The organism is Pseudoflavonifractor sp. 524-17 (assembly GCF_009935845.1).
Taxonomy (GTDB): domain Bacteria; phylum Bacillota; class Clostridia; order Oscillospirales; family Oscillospiraceae; genus Pseudoflavonifractor_A.
On record NZ_QWEK01000025.1, the window covers coordinates 41,709 to 60,908 of the forward strand.

Below are 19,200 nucleotides of genomic sequence, written 5' to 3' on the forward strand. Positions count from 1 at the left end.
TTTCCCAAACCGGCAAGCAAATAAGGCAAACCCCGCGCCAAATTTTCCCTCCCCGCAGCAGGCCGCCCCCAAGCCGGGGGCTCAGAGGCGGTCTGCGGGACGGGGACGGTCAGTTCTTGTTTCCCAGCAGCAGGGGCTGGAGCTGCTCGCCCCGGAGCGCGGCCTCCAGTGCCGGCAGCACCCGGCTGAAATCCGCCACCAGCGAGGTGGGTTTTTTCTCCGGGTCATCCTGGCCGAAGGGCACGAAGTAGACGTTTTTCTTGTCCAGCAGGGCACCGATGTTTTTGGCCGACGCGGCCAGGCCGTCGTTGGTGGACACGGCGATGATCAGGGGCCGCCCGTTGCGCAGGTGGGCTTTCGCCGCCATGGTCACGGAGGAGTCGGTCATTCCGGCGGCCAGCTTTGCCAGCGTATTTCCGGTGCAGGGGCAGATCACCAGGGCGTCCAGCAGCTTTTTGGGTCCGATGGGTTCCGCCTTCACAATGGAGTCCACCACCCGGCAGTCGCAGATGCGCTGCATCTCCCGCATAAAATCGTGGGCATTGCCGAACCGGGAGTCGGTGGCGGCGCTCCGCTCCGACACAATGGGGATGACAGGATAGTGGGCGGCCACCTCCTCCAGCGCCTCCATGGCTCTGCTGTATGTACAAAAAGAGCCGCAGAAGGCAAATCCTATGGTTAACGCTTCCATACTCACACTCCCAACTCATTCAGAATATTGTAGATGGTATTTTTAATGGCCCGGCCCGCCGTCACCGGCGCGCACTTTCCCGGCAGGGACAGGGCCCAGATGGCGTTTACGCCCAGGCGGCGGGCCGCGTCAAAGTCCACCCCGCCGGGCTGGGACGCCAGATCAATCACCAGGCAGTCCGGCTCCAGATCCGCCAGCGCCGCCTCGTCCAACACCCGGCTGGGGACGGTGTTGAAGATCAGCTCATAGCCGCACAGCCAGCCCCGCAGCTGCTCGCTGTGCTCCACGCCGAAGCCCTCCGCCTCGATCCACGCCAGATCGGACCAGCTTCGGGCCGCCACGCTCACCTTGGCCCCCAGGGCCGCCAGCCGGGGGGCCAGGGCCCGCCCCAGCCGCCCATGGCCGATAACCAGCGTCCGGCACCCGTGCAGGGTCACTGGCAGCTCCTCCAGGGCGATTTGAATGGCTCCCTCCGCCGTGGGCACCGCGTTGGCTACCGCCAGCTCTTCCCGGGCAAAATAGTCGTGCAGGGTGAGCCCCCGCTGGGCGGCCAGCGCCTGGGCCGCCGGATTCACCCGGCCGGCGCACACCACCTGCCCCGGCCGCAGCCGGTCCAGTATCCCCGCCAGGGGAAACCGGCCGCTGGACAGCGGCGCGTTGAGCAGGCTCCCCTCCCCCATCACAGGCAGGGGGAGCACCGCGCAGTCCGCCAGCTCCAGCCCCTCCAGCTCCTCCTCCTGGGCCACCTCCTCCCGCAGCTCCCCGCCCCGCTCCAGGGCAAAGGTATGGACCGTATGGCCATCCGCCGCCAGCAGCTCCGCCAGCCGCAGCTGCCGCTGGTCGCCGCCGAGGATCCAGATATTCCACTTGTGCTTCATGCCCTCTCCTCCATTTTCTTGGTTATAACTCATCCTATTCCTCCCCCTGAAAAGGGGTGCAGGGGGAAAGCAGAACATTTCCCCGCCCCTGCCTGACGGCGGAACTGCTTCAACAGAAAATGTGTGACTTGCGGCTTTTCCCAATCCGCACTATAATAGAAGCCATCTCAGCGATCCAGACTTCACCAATAAAATTCACTTAGGAGGAACCACCCGCTATGCTCTTTTCGAAATTTGAGCGCTGTCTCTATACCCGCAGCCCCCTGGTAGAGGTCATCTGCCAGCTGCGCTTTCCCGCCATCCTGTCCATCGGCGCCAGCGAGCCCGCCGCCTTTCAGGAGGCCATCCGCCACGACTTCCCCCAGTACGTGGCCAAGCAGGAGAAGCCGGCTCCCAAGGTCGTGGGGGTGGAAAACGGAGTGCCCAAGGTAGAGCAGCCCCCCGCCGTCACCAACTACCACTTTATCTCCAAGGACGGCCTGTGGAAGCTCAACCTGACCAGCAGCTTTATCGCCCTGTCCACCCTGCGCTACACCCGGTGGGAGGAGTTTGCCCAGAATCTGGACAAGGCCCTGGCCGCCTTTATCCAGATCTATCAGCCCGACTACTTTGAACGGGCCGGCCTGCGCTATGTCAACGCCGTGGCCAAGGAGAACCTGGGGCTCCAGGACCTGCTGTGGGACGATCTGATCCAGTCCCCTTACCTGGGCATTCTGGGGGAGCCCGACGTAAACGAGCAGGACGTAAACAAATGTGCCCTGGATGTGGACATCAAATTGGGGGAGGACTGCCGCCTCAAGCTCCACACCGGCCCGGGGATGCTCAATGCCGGCAAGCAGGGCCCCAAGCTCCGCTTTATTCTGGACCAGGATCTCTCCGTCACCGGCAACCTGGCCAGCGATCAGCTCCCCACCCGGCTGGAGGAGCTCCACCAGTACGCCGGCGGGCTCTTCCACGGCGCCATTACCGACACCCTCCACGACGCCCTGGGTCCTGTGGCCATCACGGACAACTGACCGGCCGCTATGGTAGAAATCCGCGCCGCCCGGCCCGGGGATTTGCCCCAAATCTGGGCGCTGGTCCGGCGGGCCGTCCTCCACATGAACCAGCTGGGCAATCCCCAGTGGGGGGCGGACTACCCCACCCGGGCGCTGTACGCCGGCGACATCCGCCGGGGGGAGCTCTACGCCGCCTGCGCCCCCGGCGGCGCCATCCTGGGGGTGGCCTGTATCAACCAATCCACCGCGCCGGAGTATGACGCCGTCCCCTGGGCCTGGATCGGACCGGCCGGCTGCGTCCACCGGGCGGCGGTGGACCCGGCTGCCCAGCGGCAGGGGGTGGCCTCCGCCCTGCTGGACTTCGCCGAGGCGTGGGCCCGGCGGGAAGGGCTTAGGGCCCTCCATGCAGACACCTATTCCCTCAACCACAGAATGCAGGCGCTCTTTGTGAAGCGGGGGTATGCCAAACGGGGGGCGGTCTCTCTCCGGGGCCGGCCCCTGCCCTACCCCTGCTTTGAAAAGCTGCTGCCTGCCGGAACATTTGGGAAAGCGGGAGAAAACATGAAAAAATTACTTGTCATCGTGGACTATCAGAAGGACTTTGTGGACGGCGCCCTGGGCTTCCCCGGCGCGGAGGCGCTGGACGAGGGCATCGCCCGGCGGGCCCGGGCGTATCGGGACAACGGAGACGACGTGGTATTCACCCTGGACACCCACCAGTCCAACTACAGCCAGACCCAGGAGGGCCGCAAGCTGCCGCCCCTGCACTGCCTCCAGGGCAGCGAGGGGTGGGCTCTGTACGGTCAGGTAGGGGCGCAGGCCGGACCGGAGGAGCTCCGGTTTGAAAAGCCCGCCTTCCCCTCTCTGGCCCTGGCGGAGTGGCTGAAGGGCCGGGACTACGGCCAGGTAGAGCTGTGCGGGCTGGTCTCCCATATCTGTGTGCTCACCAACGCCGTCATGGTCAAGGCCGCCCTGCCGGAGGCCGAGATCCTGGTGGACGCCGCCCTCACCGCCTCCTATGATCCCGTCCTCCACGAAAAGGCCCTGGACGTGCTGGAGGGCATTCAGGTCACGGTGTCCAACCGCCGGGCCTGAGCGGCCTGCCCATACGGAAAAGAGGTTTTCTCATGAATAATTGCGTTAACTACACCATGCTGTGTGATTTTTACGAGCTCACCATGGCCAACGGCTATTTCCAGACCGGCATGTGCGGCCAGATCTGCTACTTTGACATTTTCTTCCGCAGCGTCCCCGACGGGGGCGGCTTCGCCATCGCCGCCGGGCTGGAGCAGGTCATCCAGTACATCCAGCAGCTCCGCTTTGGAGAGGAGGATATCGCCTATCTCCGAAAAAAGGGTGGCTTCAGCGAGGAGTTTTTGACCTATCTGGGGGACTTCCGCTTCACCGGTGACATCTGGGCCATGCCTGAGGGCACGCCCATCTTCCCCGGGGAGCCCATTCTCACCGTCCGGGCTCCCGCCATTGAGGCCCAGTTTATCGAGACCTTTTTGCTGCTTACGTTAAACCATCAATCCCTCATCGCCACCAAGTCCAACCGGATTGTCCGGGCGGCCCAGGGGCGGCCGGTGTCCGAGTTCGGCTCCCGCCGGGCCCAGGGGGCGGACGGCGCCCTGCTGGGGGCCCGGGCCTCTTACATCGCCGGCTGCGCCGGCACCGCCTGCACCCTGGCCGACCTGCGCTACGGCGCCCCCGCCGGCGGCACCATGGCCCACTCCTGGGTGCAGATGTTCCCAGACGAGTACACCGCTTTCGTCACCTACTGCAAGCTCTACCCCCACTCCGCCACCCTGCTGGTGGACACCTATAATGTGCTCAAGTCCGGCGTGCCCAACGCCATTCGGGCGTTCCAGGAGGTGCTTCTCCCCCAGGGCATCACCAACTGCGCCATCCGGCTGGATTCCGGCGATCTGACTTACCTGTCCTGCAAGGCCCGGGAGATGCTGGACGCCGCCGGCCTCACCGAGTGCAGGATCGTGGCCTCCAACTCCCTGGATGAGTACATCATCCGGGATCTCCTCCTCCAGGGGGCCAGGCTGGACTCCTTCGGCGTGGGGGAGCGGCTGATCACCTCCAAGTCCGAGCCGGTGTTCGGCGGCGTATATAAGCTGGCCGCCGTGGAGGATGCCCAGGGCAACATCGTCCCCAAAATCAAGATCAGCGAGAATCCGGCCAAGATTACCACCCCTCACTTTAAAAAGGTGTACCGCCTCTTCTCCCGGCAGTCGGGGAAGGCTTTGGCCGATCTCCTCACCCTGCACGACGAGCCGCTCCCCCAGGGCCCCCTGGAGCTCTTCGACCCGGACGCCACCTGGAAGCGCAAGCTCTTCGACGGCTTTGAGGCCAAAAGCCTCCTGGTCCCCATCTTCCAGAGCGGCCAGCTGGTCTACCGCACCCCCGCGCTGGATCAGATCCGCACCTACTGCGCCGCCCAGGTCAACGCCCTGTGGGACGAGGTCAAGCGCTTTGAAAACCCCCACACCTACTACGTGGACCTGTCCCAGAAGCTGTGGGACATCAAGCACGGCCTTCTCAAGGAGCAGGGGAAAAAATAACAAAAACCGCCTATTTTCTCACCGCGCCCCAGAATAGCGGAGCTGGGGCGCGGTGATTTTGCCGTATTCTATTGCTTTTTGTCATAAATCGGGGTAAAATGCAAGGGAATTGTCTCGTTAGTTTGAAAAGTAGGAGGGAAATGCCGTGTTCTGTACCCGATGCGGCGCTCAGCTGCCCCAGGACGCCAAGTTCTGCGAGAACTGCGGCCAGCCGGTAAAAGCATCCCCAGTTCCAGGGCCGGAGCCTGCCGCCCATGAGGCGCCCCAGACTCCCGCTCCGCCCCAGATTCCCCTTTCCCCGCCGCCCCAGGCCCCTGTGGGGGCGCCCTTTGTCCCCGTCCCGCCCCAGGCAGGGCCCCAGTTTCCGCCGCCGCCCTTTGAGGAGCCTCCCCAGCCGGTCAAAAAACCGTTCCGGCCCATCACGGTCATCCTCCCCCTGCTTCTCCTGGCCCTGGCGGCGGGGGGATTTTTCGCCTGGAAGTGGGTGGACAACAACAACCAGTTCAAGGCAGAGCTGGCCGACGCAAAAACCGCCTTTGACAGCGGGGACTACCGGCAGGCGGAGGAGTACTATCAGGCCGCCCTGGCGCGTAAGCCCAACCATGCCGAGGCCGCTCTGGGCCTGGCCCGGATCTGGCTGTGTGAGGACAATCCCGATGAGGCGCAGGCCCTTCTGTCCGGCCTTGCTCTGGCGGAGGACGACCCCCTCTACCCGGACTGGCAGCGCCTGCTCTCCGCGGCCCGGCTGGATCCCCCCAGCCCGTCGGTCAGGCTGGACAACTTCCCGGTGATGACGGTCCGTCTGGACTGCGGCGCACCGGTGGAGCTGGACCGCGCCGACGTTACCCTGCTGGAGAACGGCGTTCCCTGTGACTCCTACAAATTTACCCAGGAAAACGGCGTGCTCACCTTCACCTATCAGACCCAGGATGCGGGCTACAGCGCGGAAACCCGGGAGGTGGAGGTGTCCTTCCAGGTGGAGGGCCGGGAATTCACCCGCTCCGCCGCCTATGACACACCCTTCTTCCAGCCCGCCTCGGTGCGCCTGGTGAGCACCGACGTCAGCGAGTACCCGGTGGTAAAGGCCTACTTCCGGGTGGAGGACGCCCAGACCGGCGACACAATTCCCGGTCTGGACGGGAACGCCTTCCTCATCCAGGAGCGCCTTGAGGGGGGCGCCTACCTCCAGCGGGAGGTGCGCGCCGTGGCCACCCTGGAGGGAAACGAGGGCCTGAATATCGACCTGGTGGCGGACAAGAGCAGCAGCATCGACTCCGCCGACATGGCCAAGATCAAGTCGGTTATGATCCAGTTTGTCAACAGCCTCCACTTCTCCGTGGGCGACCGGGCGGAGGTGCTGGCCTTTGACTCCATCGTCCAGCAGATGTGCGCCTACACCGGCGACAGCGCCCTGCTCATCAACGGCATCAACAACATGTCCGCCGACGGCCGCACCGCCTTTTACGACGCGGTATACGCCGGCATCAACCACGCCGCCCTCCAGGGGGGCGCCCGCTGCGTCATCGCCTTTACCGACGGCATTGACAACGAGAGCAATTATACCGCCAGCGACGTCATCCGCTACGCCAACGTCAACCAGGTGCCGGTCTACATCATCGGCGTAGGGGGCTCGGTGGAGGCCAATGTGCTGCGCCGGGTGGCGGAGGAGACCGGCGGCCGCTACTGGTTCATTGACGATCTCTACGACCTGAGCGTCATCTTCAACAGCATCTACGCCGAGCAGAAGGAGCTCTACTGTGTGGAGTACACCAGCGACGAGACCGCCGACGAGTACGCCGCCCGGGATCTGGACATCCAGGTCACCGGCGGCGGCTACAAGGGGGAGGAGCAGTTCAGCTTCCAGCCTGTCCATACCATCAACGACAACGGCGGCGTCAACCTCCACGGCGGCTCCCGCTACGTCCTCTTCAAGGAGTCCCTCACTTGGGAGCAGGCCACCCAGCGCTGCCAGGAGATGGGGGGCCATCTGGCCACCATCACCTCCCAGGCCGAGATGGACGAGATCATCCGCATGGCGGAGGCGGAGGACGTAAAATATCTCTGGCTGGGGGGCTATACCTCCTACGGGGAGGACGGCTCCGTCTTCGGCCACTGGGTCACCGGCGAAGAGTTCTCCTTTGAGGCCTGGGGGGATGGCGAGCCCTCCCGGGTGGATCAGGACGGCACCGAGGAGTGGTATATCATGCTGTGGAACATCCCCAGCATGGGGGGCTGGTCGTGGAACGACCAGCGCAACAACCCCGCCGGCCCCGTCCCCGCCATGGCCAAGAGCATGGGCTTTGTGTGCGAGTTTGAGAACTGACGGAGGCGCGACGTGAGCGGAAAACGACTGAAACAGGACCGCGGCCTGCCGCCCGCCTTTTTGATTCTCCTGGTGCTGGTGCTGGCGCTGACCTGCGCCTCCCTGCTGCTGGCGGCCGGGTCCTATGGGCGCGGCGGGGGAGGGGCGGCCCCTGTCCCCACACCCAGCCCCGCCGGGCCGGCGTCCCCCTCTCCCACGGCGGCGCCCACGCCGGAACCGGAGCCTACGCCAACGCCAACGCCGCAGCCCACCCCGGAGCCCACCCCTACGCCGGAACCGGCGGACCCCTACGCCCAGCGGGCCCAGGAGATTTTGGGCCGGATGAGCCTGCATGAAAAGGTTTGCCAGCTCTTTATCGTCTCCCCGGAGCACATCACCGGCGCGGGTACCGTCACTGCCGCCGGCGACGCCACCCGCCAGGCGCTGGAGGCCTATCCGGTAGCCGGCTTCCTCTACGACAGAAGGAATCTGCTCAGCCGGGAGCAGGTGACGAACATGCTCCAGCAGGTGCAGGAGTATGCTTCCATCCCCTTGATCCTCACCTGCGACGAGGAGGGGGGGCGGGTCAGCCGCCTGATGCGCACCGTTGGCACCACCCGCTTCGGCCCCATGCTGGATTATAAGGATCAGGGGCCGGATATTGCCCTGTCCAACGCCCGCACCATCGCCGGCGACCTGCGCAGCTGTGGGTTCAATATGGACCTGGCCCCGGTGGCCGACGTGTGGTCCAACCCGGCCAACACCGTCATCGGCGACCGGGCTTACAGCGACTCCTTTGAGGAGGCCGCCGTGCTGGTGGCCGCAGCGGTGGAGGGCTTCCACGCCGGCGGGACCGCCTGCACCCTCAAGCACTTCCCCGGCCATGGGGACACCTCTGCCGACTCTCACTACGGCTCTGTTTATGTCAACAAGCCCCTGGAGGAGATCCGCCGGGAGGAGCTGCTCCCCTTCCAGGCCGGCATTGACGCCGGCGCGGACGCGGTGATGATCGGCCACCTGATTGTCTCCGACGTGGACGATCAGCCCGCCCTCTTCTCCTATGAGCTGGTCACTGGCCTGCTGCGGGAGGAGATGGGCTTCAGCGGCGTGGTCATCACCGACGGCCTGCAGATGAAAGCCATGTCCGACCACTACAGCAGCGCAGAGATCGCCGTAAAAGGCCTTCAGGCCGGCGTGGACCTCTTCCTGTGCCCCATGAACCTGAAGGGGGCGGTTCAGGGGGTGAAAGACGCGGTTGCGGACGGGACGATCTCCCAGCAGCGGCTGGATGAGAGTGTCTTGCGGATCCTGGAGCTGAAGCTCCGATGGGGAATCATAAGTTAGGAAATGCCTGCTCAGCCTGTCGAAAACACGTTTTCGACAGGCTGAGCGCGGTTTTCAGCGCTTCAACACGCTCTGAGAACCTGTATTCACAACCGCGAAACGCCGGCTTACCAGGTCTTCTGCCGGCCTGCGGCGGGACGCGCTTCCCCTGACATCAAATTGTCATTCCGAACAAAAAGCAGCGTTCTATTCACAGAAGATGATTGACAAATGAACAAAGACAGGGTATGATTAAGAAAATGGGAACGTTCCAAAAATGATTCCTGTCTGATAGGTGGGTTCAATATGGGAGAGAATTTGACAATTATTGATATCGCCCGATTGGCCGGTGTCTCCAAATCCACAGTCTCCCGGGTGCTTAATAATGAGCCGAACGTAAAGCCCAAGACCAAGGAGGTGGTTCTCCGGGTCATTGGAGAAAACGGCTATCTCCCCAACGAGATGGCCAGGACGCTGGTAAAGAGCAAGAGCAAGCTGGTGGGGCTTATCACCCCCTTTCAGTGCCGCTCCTTCTACCGCAACGAGTATTTTCGGGACGTGTTTACTGGGCTGAGCAACGTATTCAAGGCCCAGGCCTATGACATCCTCACCGCCTCCGGCAGCGGGGTGGAGCTGGACACCATTAAGAAATTCGCCCTTACCTACCATGTGTGCGGCATTGTGCTGCTCTATTCCATTCCGGACGATCCCAGCCTCCACTACCTGGTGGACAACCGCATCCCCTTTTCCCTCATCGGCGCCTGCGAGGGGTTTTCCGATATCAACCAGGTGACCTATAACTTCCGGGCGGCGATGAGGGAGATCATGGAGACCCTCATCCGGCAGGGCCGGCATAAAATCGCCTTCTTCGCCAGCGATACCGGCCTGGCTACCACCCGGGCCTACCTGGACGGCTACACCACCGCCTTGGCCAAGGCCGGACTGCCCCTGCTGGAGCACTATCTGGCGGGAGGGCTGGACGACGAGGCGGCTGTCTGCACCGCAATGGAGCGATTCCGCCACAGCGGCCAGACGCCCGACGCCGTAATTGTCAGCGCAGACGCCATCTGTCTGGACCTGCTGCGCTACTGCCGCCGGAAGGGGATCCGCGTCCCCGGCGATTTGGCCGTTTTTTCCCTGGAAAACGGGCCTTCCAACGAGATTTTGGACATCTCCTCCCTGGACCTGGACTACATCGAGATGGGGGCCCTGGCGGGGAAGATGCTGGCGGACACCATGCAGACCGGCAAAACAAACCGGATTGAGCTGCGCCACCGGGTCATCCACCGGGGGTCCAGCCTGGGATAGCTTTCTGAGTTTCGTCGCACCCTCTCCTGCCGGGGCGCGGGGGAGTTGACCCAAATCAATCAACATAGGAGGAAACGTACATGAAACAACTGCTCCGAAGCGCGAAAACCCTGTCCTGCCTGGCGCTGGCCGGCGCACTGCTGGCCGGCTGCGGCGCACCCTCCGGCAGCGGTCCCTCTGGAACGTCCGGCGAGAAGCGGCAGCTGGTATTCTGGGAGTCATCCTACTATACCGACCTGGAGACCAACGCCTTCTACCGGGTGGCCATCGAGAAGTTCAATGAGATGCACCCAGATGTGGAGTTTGTACTGGGCTCCAAGGGCCGCCCTGAGCAGGAGATTGACGCTTTAACCATCGCTTTCAGCTCCGATGCCGCGCCGGATATGTTCGGTTACAGCGTAGGCGCTCTGGTCCAGCCCTTTATCGACGGCGGCAAGCTGGAGCAGCTGGACAGCCTGTACCAGGAGAACGGCTGGGCGGACAACATCGACCCCGCGCTGCTGGACGACCAGCGCAGCCTCTTTGACGGCAATCTCTACTCCCTGCCCATCCGCCGCACGGTGATGGGGGTGTTTTACCGCAAGGACGTGTTTGCCCAATACGGCCTGAAGGTCCCCGCTACTTATGAGGAATTCCTCCAGGTGTGCGAGACGTTACAGCAAAATGGGATCGTTCCCATAGCCAATCCTGGGAAGGTTCCCGCAGCCACCAACCGCTGGTTTGACGGCCTGCTGGAGAAGAACTGCGGCATTGAGCTGCATAACGACCTGTGCTACGGCCGCGCCAGCCTGAACTGTCCCGAGGTGGTACAGTCCCTGGCGGAGCTGAAGGAGCTGTCCCAGTACTTCCAGGAAGGCCATTTCTCCGCGGAGGAGAACGAATGCCGCCTGCTGCTCTACCCCGGCGACGCGGCCATGGAATACAGCGCCACCTGGGAGGCGGATACCTTTGAGAGCCAGGGGCAGAACGTAGAGGACTGGGGTTATTTCCGCTTTCCCAGCGGACTGGACCAGTCCCGCTCCAACCGCTTCACTTACGGCATTTATATCAGCGCCGACTCTCCCAACAAGGATCTGGCCATCGACTTTTTGAAGATCTGCGCCTCTCTGGACCCCTATCAGGCGGACTTTGATGAGCGGGGATCCATTGTGGGCATCCGGGACGACGCCTTTGACCTGACCAAGCTGGACCCCCTGCGTACCTCTCTGGTGGAGGACGCCTCCAATCCGGACGGCTCGTATATGGCCACCAATGAGATGTGCTGGCCCCCCAAGCTCACCGACATGCTCTATGAGGTGCTGGACAAGGTTCTGCTGGGGGAGATCACCCCGGAAGAGGGGGCTAACATGCTGGACCAGACCGCCGCAGAGATCGGCTTCTATCAAAATTGACGCACAGGTTTTAATGCCGGGGGACGGCTGGCCCGCGCCGGCCGTCCCCCCAGTCCATTCCGGGAAGGAGAACACCTGACATGAATCCACAGTCTCTTCCGCGCAGCAGGAAAAAAATAAAATGGACGCCCTACATCTTTCTGGCGGCGCCCATCGCGGTCTATCTGGTCTTTATGATTTTCCCGGCGGTGTACTCTATGGTCATCAGCCTGTTTTATTGGGACGGCCTCACCAATGAGCGCCATTTTGTGGGCCTGGACAACTATGTGGCCCTCTTCCAGTCCGACCCTATCTTCCGCACCGCGGTAAAGAACAACGTGATCTGGGCGGTGCTGTCGGAGATTCTGCCCATCTGCCTGGGGCTGGCCCTGGCGGTGCTGCTCAACAGCAAGCGGCGGGGCTTCGCCTTTTTCCGCAGCTGCATCTTTTTCCCTTCCGTGCTGTCCATCAGCACCATCGGCCTCATCTGGCGCTGGATGTACGACCCCAACTTCGGTCTGATCAACGCAATGCTCAAGACGGTATCCGGGGGTGCGGTCTCCCTGAACTGGCAGGACCCGCCGGAGCACACCATCTTCTTTCTCATCATCGCCGGCTCCTGGGCCTACTCCGGCCTGTGCATGATCCTCTTCATGGCGGGGATTAAGTCCATCCCCGAGTCCACCCTGGAGGCCGCCCGGCTGGACGGCGCCACCGGCTGGCAGCGTCTGATTTACGTCATTCTGCCCCAGATGAAAAATACCATCAACATTGTGCTTACCTTTACCCTGATCAACTCCTTCAAGGTGTTTGATCTCATCTATGTGATGACCGCCGGCGGGCCCGCCCGGATGACCAACGTCATGGCCACCTGGTCCTACTACACCATTTTCCGCTACAACGAGTACGGCACGGGAAGCGCCATGTGTATTGTGCTCTCCCTCATTCTGGTGGCGGGCTCCCTGTTTATCAACAAAGTGGTCCGCATGGAGAAGAATTAGGAGGATTCATGAAAAACGCCAAGAAAATCGCCATCTATGTGAGTATGACCGCATTGATCCTCATCTGGCTCATGCCGATTCTCTATCTGGTCAACAGCGCGCTGAAATCCCCCAACGAGTTCTTTATGAACGGCATGTTTTCCCTGCCCCAGGAGCCCACGCTGAAAAACTTCGGCATTGCCTGGAAGAAGATCAAGCCCTACTTTCTCAACAGCCTCTTTTACGTCACCGTGTCCGTACCTATTATTGTGCTGCTGTCCTCCATGGCGGCCTACGCCCTGTCCCGGTTTGAGTTCAAAGGGAAGCATTTCCTGGTGGGGCTGCTGATGCTGGGGATGCTGCTGCCCGCCCATGTGACCCTGCTGCCCAACTATCTGGTATTAAAATCCTTCCACCTGCTCAACAAGCCCGCCGGCCTGATTCTCCTCTATGTGTCCTTGAACATCTCCTTCACCTTTTTTTTGACCCGGGGCCATTTTCTGGGCATCAACCGGGAGATCGAGGAGGCCGCCATGGTGGACGGCTGCCCCACCTGGCAGATTTTCTTCCGCATCATTTTGCCCATGTCGGTGCCGGTGCTTATCATCGCCCTGGTCATGAACTATCTCAACGTATGGAACGACCTGGTTTTATCCATTGTCTACGTGACAAAGGACGAGATGCTGCCGGTGACGGCGGGTCTGCTCCGCTTTACGGAGGAGTACGCCCAGCACTATGAGCGCATGACGGCGGGGATTCTTATCTCCATCATCCCCCTGTCGGTGATCTTTATCGCGGCCCAGAAATACATTGTGGCCGGTATGGCGGAAGGCGCCCTGAAAGGATAGAAAAAATATGAAAAAATTAGCTGACTGGTCCGTGATGCAGGATGTCCACGACCTGGGAGAGACCCTCGGCCTCTACCGGGAGGATTTCGACTTTGCCCAGTGCGCCCACCTGCTCTCAGACTTCGAGCCCCTGCCCCGGCTGGGCGCCCTCCAGGTGCTGCTCAGCGATCAGCCCTACTACGGCCGGGCCCTGCGCTATTTCAACCAGGCGCCCTGGTGGTACCGCTGCCAATTTGACGCCGGAGAGACGGCGGGCTGTGTGGCCCTGCTCCGCTTTCTGGCGGTGGACTACTACTGCAAGGTCTACCTCAACGGCGCCCTTGTGGGGGAGCACGAGGGGTACTTTGAGCCCTTTGAGCTGGATGTCACCGGCCTGCTGCGGGAGAAGGACAACCGCCTCTTTGTCAAAGTGTGGGCCCCCTGGGACGACCAGATCCTCACTGGCGGCGAGGCCATGCGCTGCTTCTCCGTGAAGCGGGCCATGGTAAAGGGGACCTACGAACACGCCGACGGCTTCATCCAGCGGGACGTAAACCCGGTGGGCATTCTGGACGATGTGGAGCTGCGCCTCACCCCCGGGGCGGCGCTGCTGCGGGGCTGGAACGCCTGCGTCTCCTATCACACCGGCGATGCCGCCGCCAGGATACGCATCACCGCCAAGGCCCTGGGAAACTTCTGCGGCTGCCGGGGGGCAGTTAGGATTCTGGACCCCATGGGGGGGTGCGCGGCGGAGGCGGAGTGTCCCATAGGCGGGGACGGCGCCATTGATCTGACCCTCACCCTGGAGCGCCCCCAGCTGTGGAACTGCTGGGAGCGGGGGGAACCGGCCCGGTATACTGTGCGCCTCGCCCTAGTGCGGGAAGGCGCGGCTCTGGATACCGTGGAAAAGCAGGTGGGGGTGCGCAGCGTCACCTTGGAGCGCACACAGGAGCGCACCCGTTTCTCCTTAAACGGCAGGCCCATCTTCCTCCGGGGCACCTCCTACTTTGGGGACATCTATCTGTCCGAGCTGAGCTATGACCGGTACTACCGGGATCTGCGGCTCATCCGGGACGCGGGCTTTAACGCCGTGCGGGTCCACGTCCATGTGGAGAAGGATTCCTTCTACGACATCTGCGACGAGCTGGGCCTCTTCGTCATCCAGGACTCCGACTTCAACTGGGATCACCCCACGGATCCGGCGTGGATGGAGCGGGCGGCGGCGGTATTCGCCGCCATGGTGCGCATCCGCAGGGACCACCCGTCCATCTTGTGCTGGGTGGCCCTCAACGAGCCCGACCTGTGGAAGATCTTCACCCACGGCCTGCTGGAGCAGACCGCCCAGGACGAGATCATGCTGAATACCCTGTGCGTGAAGCTGATGAATATCCTCAAGGAGCTGGACCCGGAGCGGCCCTACATCCGCGCCTCCCGGGAGGAGGACGACCCGGAGAGCGGGGACAGCCACACCTACACCGGTTCTCTGGCGGTGGGCACCGCCTATCCCCAGATCGCGGGGACCACAGAGAAGCTGAACACCGAGTTCGGCATGGATGTCCCCGGGGACGTGGGCGCCCTCACCCGGGACCGGCGGATCTGGGGGGCGCTGCAGAGCGTGGCTCCCGATCTGGAAGGGCTTCAGGCCTACCAGTACCGCCTGCTGCGCTACTATACCGACCACTACCGCCTCCAGAAATACGCCCCCTGCTCCGGGTACTTCCAGTTTATGTTTATCGACCTGTGTCCCCAGAGCTTTTACGGCATCCTGGATTTTTACGGCACCCCCAAGCGGGGATACTACGCCATGCTGGAGTGCGGCGGCCCCCTGGCGCTCATCGCCCAGAAAACGCAGCAGGGCTTCCGGATCGTCCTGGTCAACGACTATCTGAAGACCTTCCAGGGTACAGTGGCCTATACCGTGCTGGAAAACGGGGTGTGCCGGGCCAGGGGAGAATTTCAGGCGGAGATCGGGCCGGACACACGAGTCGACGTGGGAGACGCAGTGTGGGACTTCCGCCCCGATTCTCCGGCGGAGCTGCGCCTGGCCTTCACCGGGGCGGACGGCGCCGTGCTGACAAAGCGTCACTATTCCGCGGCCTTTCTGGAGTTCCCCGCCATGGCGGGACAGACCATGGACAACGAGCTGGGAATGCGGACCTATCACTTTTCCGCCCCGGTAAAGGAGCGTGTACGCATATGCTGATTGTTCCTCAGGAGCTCAAAACCTTTCCCTTCGCCCCCTACGGGCGGTATCTCTCCCGCCCCCTGGACCATCCGCCGGGGCTGGACACGGGGCACTCCCTGTGCTGGCCGGCGGAGTACACCTTCCCTATGGGGGAGATGCGCTTCGGCGTGGAGCAGGCCCGCTACCGACCGGAGCTGGAAATTCCGGAGCTGGAGCAGCACCGCCAATCCAAGGAGCTGATAATCTGTGGAGACAGGCCGGTGGTGGTCACCCTCTGCCTGCCCCGGGACATCCACGATCACCAGGAGCGGCCTAGGGCGGAGGACGCGGTGGCTCTCATTCTCCGCCCGGGGGACGTGATTGTGCTGGACGAGTTTGTGTGGCACTCGGGGGGAATGCCTTTGGAGGGGGATACCTTCTACCTCTTCGCCTACCGGGTGCGGGCGGAGGCCCTGTACTGGGTCCCGGTGGAACACGGCCCCATCAAATTGAATCTGGGAGGCTTGCACATTGAAGCATAAGCAGGATTGGTTTAAGGAATTGGTCATTTACCAAATCTATCCCCGCAGCTTTCAGGACTCCAACGGGGACGGCGTGGGAGATTTAAAGGGCGTCCTTCAGCGGCTGGACTATCTGGCGGAGCTGGGGGTAAACGCCCTGTGGCTGTCGCCGGTGTACGCCTCCCCCAATGTGGACAACGGCTACGACGTGTCGGACTACCGGCAGATCATGCCGGAGTTCGGCACCATGGACGACTGGGACGCCCTGCTGGCGGAGGCCCACCGGCGGGGCATGGCTCTGATTATGGACCTGGTGCTCAACCATACCTCTGATCAGCACCCCTGGTTTCAGTCCGCCCGGCAGTCCAGAGACAGCCCCTACAGCGGCTTTTACATCTGGCGGGATCCGGTAAACGGCGGGCCGCCCAACGGATGGAGGGCGGTCTTTGGCGGCAGCGCCTGGGAATATGTGCCGGAACGGGGGCAGTACTACCTTCACTCCTTTGCCAAGGAACAGCCCGACCTGAACTGGGAGGATCCCCAGGTGCGCGCGGCGGTACACGACATCGTCCGCTGGTGGGCGGACAAGGGAGTGGACGGCTTCCGAGTGGACGCCATCAGCTATCTGGACAAACATCTGGAGGCGCTGGATCCCGGCGACGGGCGGATCTGCACCGCCGCCTGCACCAACCTGCCTGGCACCCACCGGTACATCCGGGAGCTGGTCCAGGCCACCTGCGCCCCGGACCATCTCATGACCGTGGGGGAGGTCACCTGCCTGTGCCTGGAGGACCACTGGGACTACACCGCCCGCAGCCGGGGAGAGTTTGACATGGCCATCCCTTTCGTCAGCCCCATAGAGGAATTGCAGGGCTGGTCCCCCCGGCAGATGCGGGCGCAGATCAACGCCGTCTATCAGAAGCTGCGGCTGGAGGGCTGGTGGGCCCGCTTTTTGAGCAACCACGACAAGCCCCGGCAGGTCTCCCTCTACGGCGACGCGGAGCGCCACTGGGAGGCGTCGGCCAAGCTGCTGGCCGCCCTGCTCCACACCCTGCCTGGCACCCCCTTCATCTACCAGGGGGAGGAGATCGGCATGACCAACATCGCCCTGCCGGAGATCGGGGACTACGACGACATTGACACCCAAAATCTCTACCGCTCTCTGGTAGCGGCGGGGGTGGAGGAGAAGGAGGCCCTCCGCCGGGCCCAGCTGGCCAGCCGGGACAATGCCCGCACCCCCATGCAGTGGGACAGCTCCTCCAACGCCGGCTTCTCCACCGGCGCCCCCTGGCTTCCCATCAATCCCAACTATACCGCCATCAACGCCGCAGAGCAGCGGGGCAGACAGGACTCCATTTTCACCTTCTATCAGACGCTTATCCGCCTGCGCCGGGAGCACCCTGTGCTGATTCACGGGGACTACACCCCAGTTCTGGAGGAGGATGATAACCTCTTCGCCTACCTCCGCCGCTGGGAAGGCACCACCTGGGCCGTGATACATAACTTTGGCCCCGCGCCCCAAAGGGTACCTCTGGACCGCCAGAATCTGTCCGGCAAAGCCGTCCTGTCTAACTGCGGCCGGAGCGGGGAACTGGAGGGAGAGATTATTCTGGAGCCCTATGAGAGCTTAATTCTGGAGTTGGATTCGTAAAATAAGAGCAGGAAGTTAGGTTCTAACTTCCTGCTCTCAGCTTGTCGAAAAGCGGCCTGCCAGGAAAAAGTTCTGGCAGGCCGCAAAGCATAAAGATACATAAGGGCAGCAAACAGGAGGAAAGAGAGATGAGATAGCCGTTTTGCTTTCCATCTGGCCAGCTTTTTGAGATTCATGGCAGCAAACTTAAGCCTCACCCATTTGGAGAGCTGGGCAAGACCTCTATAAAGCGTATAGCGCATACCATGCTTTTCTTTGGCATCGGCAAAGACTCGTTCAATGGTTTCCTTGCGTTTGGCATAAAGATTTTTGTATTGCGGGGTGTATCTGGCGTCATCGGCCAGTTCTTCGTAGTCTTTCCAAACATGGCGCAGGACAGTTTTCACGCAGTTTTTAGAGCGGGTGCACAGGTGCCGTGTGGGACATTGCGCACAAATTTTTGGGTCGCTGCAATATTCCCGGTAACCGTCCCGGTTGGTGGTACGGTATGCCAAGGGCTGGTATTCCAGGCAGATCACGCAGTCATAGTATTCATCATAAACATACTTCCACCACTCGTGCCCGCCTTTCATCGTCATGGGACGCTTGTAGGCAGTGGACAACACCCGGCCATCGGTGAACACTTTTTTGCAGATGTGTGGAGTTTTGTATGCGGAATCCGCCACAATGGTCTCAATTTCCGGAAAGGTCTGTGTCACTTTGTCATAAACATCATCGAACGCTACACTGTCGTGGACGTTGCCGGGGGTAACCACCGTTTCCAGCACATAGCCATTCTTATCGCAGGCGGTATGGGCCTCATAGGCAAACTGCCGCTCATGTTTTCCCTTCACAAACATACCGCAATCCGGGTCTGTGGTGCTTTTTGTCACTGTTTTGAAGCCTGCCTTCTTCCGCCGCGCCAGCTTCTTTTTTGAGGTGTTGTCCCGCTTCTTTCCAGCGGGCTTGGGCGGATCATCGTCATCATCGAAAGGCTTCTTCCCATGGGCCTCCCGGTCTGTGTTGATCTCCGCCAGCAGCTCATCCCGATACCGCTTTGCCGCCGTCGGCACCTCCTGTTTGATTTTTTTGTTCAGATTTGCGCTGGCCTTGATATGGGTTCCGTCTATAAACACTGCCGCCGGAGACAGCGCCCCCGCTGTTCCTGCCTCATTCAGCACCCATTGGAATACCCGCTCTATCGTTTCCTCTGTGAACCGATGCCGGAAGTTATAGCTCACCGTAGAGAAATGCGGCAGTTCCTCGTTTAGTGTGTATCCTAAAAACCACCGGTACGCGATGTCTGTCTGCGCCCTGCGCAGCGTCCCCCGCAGCGACGGTATCCCGTCCAGATGTTGGAGCAGTACGATCTTGAACAAAACCACCGGATCAATGCTGGTCCGGCCTTCTTCCTCACTGTACAACGGCTCCACAATTTCATATAGTTTCCTGAACTCTACCGCTCTGTCCACCTTGCGCAGCAGGTGTTCTTGTGGCACCAGGCTCTCTGTATCCACCACTTCCACCACGCCCCGCTCCATTTTTCCCTTTTCCATCATTTTTCTCACCCTGCTCTATTTTACCTCGTTTATATGAAAAAGTCTGCCGAAGGGCAGACTTTTTCGACAGGCTGAG

The 19,200-nt window shown here is 61.8% G+C and carries 15 protein-coding genes; 12 read left to right on the plus strand and 3 right to left on the minus strand.

Annotated elements, in window-relative coordinates; all coding sequences use genetic code 11:
- Nucleotides 1–109: 109 nt before the first annotated feature.
- The gene (locus D1159_RS10840; RefSeq protein WP_161845676.1) at nt 110–691 is read right to left on the minus strand and encodes a dipicolinate synthase subunit B; all 582 of its coding nucleotides are present in this window, start codon (nt 689–691) and stop codon (nt 110–112) included.
- Between the two features lie 2 nt (nt 692–693).
- On the minus strand, nt 694–1,602 hold the full coding sequence (dpsA, locus tag D1159_RS10845; RefSeq protein ID WP_243152237.1) for a dipicolinate synthase subunit DpsA: 909 nt from the start codon (nt 1,600–1,602) through the stop codon (nt 694–696).
- 185 nt (nt 1,603–1,787) lie between these two features.
- Between dpsA and D1159_RS10850 the strand changes: the two genes are divergently transcribed.
- From D1159_RS10850 to D1159_RS10905, 12 genes are all read left to right on the plus strand, one after another.
- Nucleotides 1,788–2,585, plus strand: coding sequence for a TIGR04255 family protein (locus tag D1159_RS10850; RefSeq protein WP_161845677.1), 798 nt, complete (start codon nt 1,788–1,790; stop codon nt 2,583–2,585).
- A gap of 9 nt (nt 2,586–2,594) precedes the next feature.
- Entirely contained in the window at nt 2,595–3,662 is a 1,068-nt protein-coding gene (locus D1159_RS20220) for an isochorismatase family protein (protein WP_161845678.1), read from the plus strand.
- 32 nt (nt 3,663–3,694) lie between these two features.
- Nucleotides 3,695–5,140, plus strand: coding sequence for a nicotinate phosphoribosyltransferase (locus D1159_RS10860; RefSeq protein WP_161845679.1), 1,446 nt, complete (start codon nt 3,695–3,697; stop codon nt 5,138–5,140).
- Between the two features lie 145 nt (nt 5,141–5,285).
- Complete coding sequence (locus tag D1159_RS10865) at nt 5,286–7,463, plus strand: VWA domain-containing protein (RefSeq protein WP_161845680.1); 2,178 nt, start codon at nt 5,286–5,288, stop codon at nt 7,461–7,463.
- A gap of 12 nt (nt 7,464–7,475) precedes the next feature.
- On the plus strand, nt 7,476–8,786 hold the full coding sequence (locus tag D1159_RS10870; RefSeq protein WP_347563677.1) for a glycoside hydrolase family 3 protein: 1,311 nt from the start codon (nt 7,476–7,478) through the stop codon (nt 8,784–8,786).
- Between the two features lie 285 nt (nt 8,787–9,071).
- On the plus strand, nt 9,072–10,073 hold the full coding sequence (locus tag D1159_RS10875) for a LacI family DNA-binding transcriptional regulator (RefSeq protein WP_161845681.1): 1,002 nt from the start codon (nt 9,072–9,074) through the stop codon (nt 10,071–10,073).
- 80 nt (nt 10,074–10,153) lie between these two features.
- The gene (locus D1159_RS10880; protein WP_161845682.1) at nt 10,154–11,464 is read left to right on the plus strand and encodes an extracellular solute-binding protein; all 1,311 of its coding nucleotides are present in this window, start codon (nt 10,154–10,156) and stop codon (nt 11,462–11,464) included.
- 80 nt (nt 11,465–11,544) lie between these two features.
- On the plus strand, nt 11,545–12,444 hold the full coding sequence (locus D1159_RS10885; RefSeq protein ID WP_161845683.1) for a sugar ABC transporter permease: 900 nt from the start codon (nt 11,545–11,547) through the stop codon (nt 12,442–12,444).
- 8 nt (nt 12,445–12,452) lie between these two features.
- Nucleotides 12,453–13,271: a carbohydrate ABC transporter permease gene (locus D1159_RS10890; protein WP_161845684.1), complete on the plus strand. Its 819-nt coding sequence runs from the start codon at nt 12,453–12,455 to the stop codon at nt 13,269–13,271.
- Nucleotides 13,272–13,278: 7 nt separating this feature from the next.
- Nucleotides 13,279–15,453: a glycoside hydrolase family 2 TIM barrel-domain containing protein gene (locus D1159_RS10895; RefSeq protein ID WP_161845685.1), complete on the plus strand. Its 2,175-nt coding sequence runs from the start codon at nt 13,279–13,281 to the stop codon at nt 15,451–15,453.
- Nucleotides 15,447–15,956 carry a hypothetical protein gene (locus D1159_RS10900; protein ID WP_161845686.1) on the plus strand — a complete coding sequence of 170 codons (510 nt, stop codon included), beginning with the start codon at nt 15,447–15,449 and terminating at the stop codon, nt 15,954–15,956. Before D1159_RS10895 ends, D1159_RS10900 begins: the two co-directional genes overlap by 7 nt.
- On the plus strand, nt 15,946–17,586 hold the full coding sequence (locus tag D1159_RS10905) for an alpha-glucosidase (protein WP_161845687.1): 1,641 nt from the start codon (nt 15,946–15,948) through the stop codon (nt 17,584–17,586). The genes D1159_RS10900 and D1159_RS10905 overlap by 11 nt, the downstream gene beginning before the upstream one ends.
- Here the strand turns inward: D1159_RS10905 and D1159_RS10910 are convergent.
- A complete protein-coding gene (locus tag D1159_RS10910; RefSeq protein WP_243152238.1) occupies nt 17,553–19,124 on the minus strand; it encodes an IS1182 family transposase in 1,572 nt (523 codons plus the stop codon). The genes D1159_RS10905 and D1159_RS10910 overlap by 34 nt on opposite strands.
- Nucleotides 19,125–19,200: the final 76 nt, after the last annotated feature.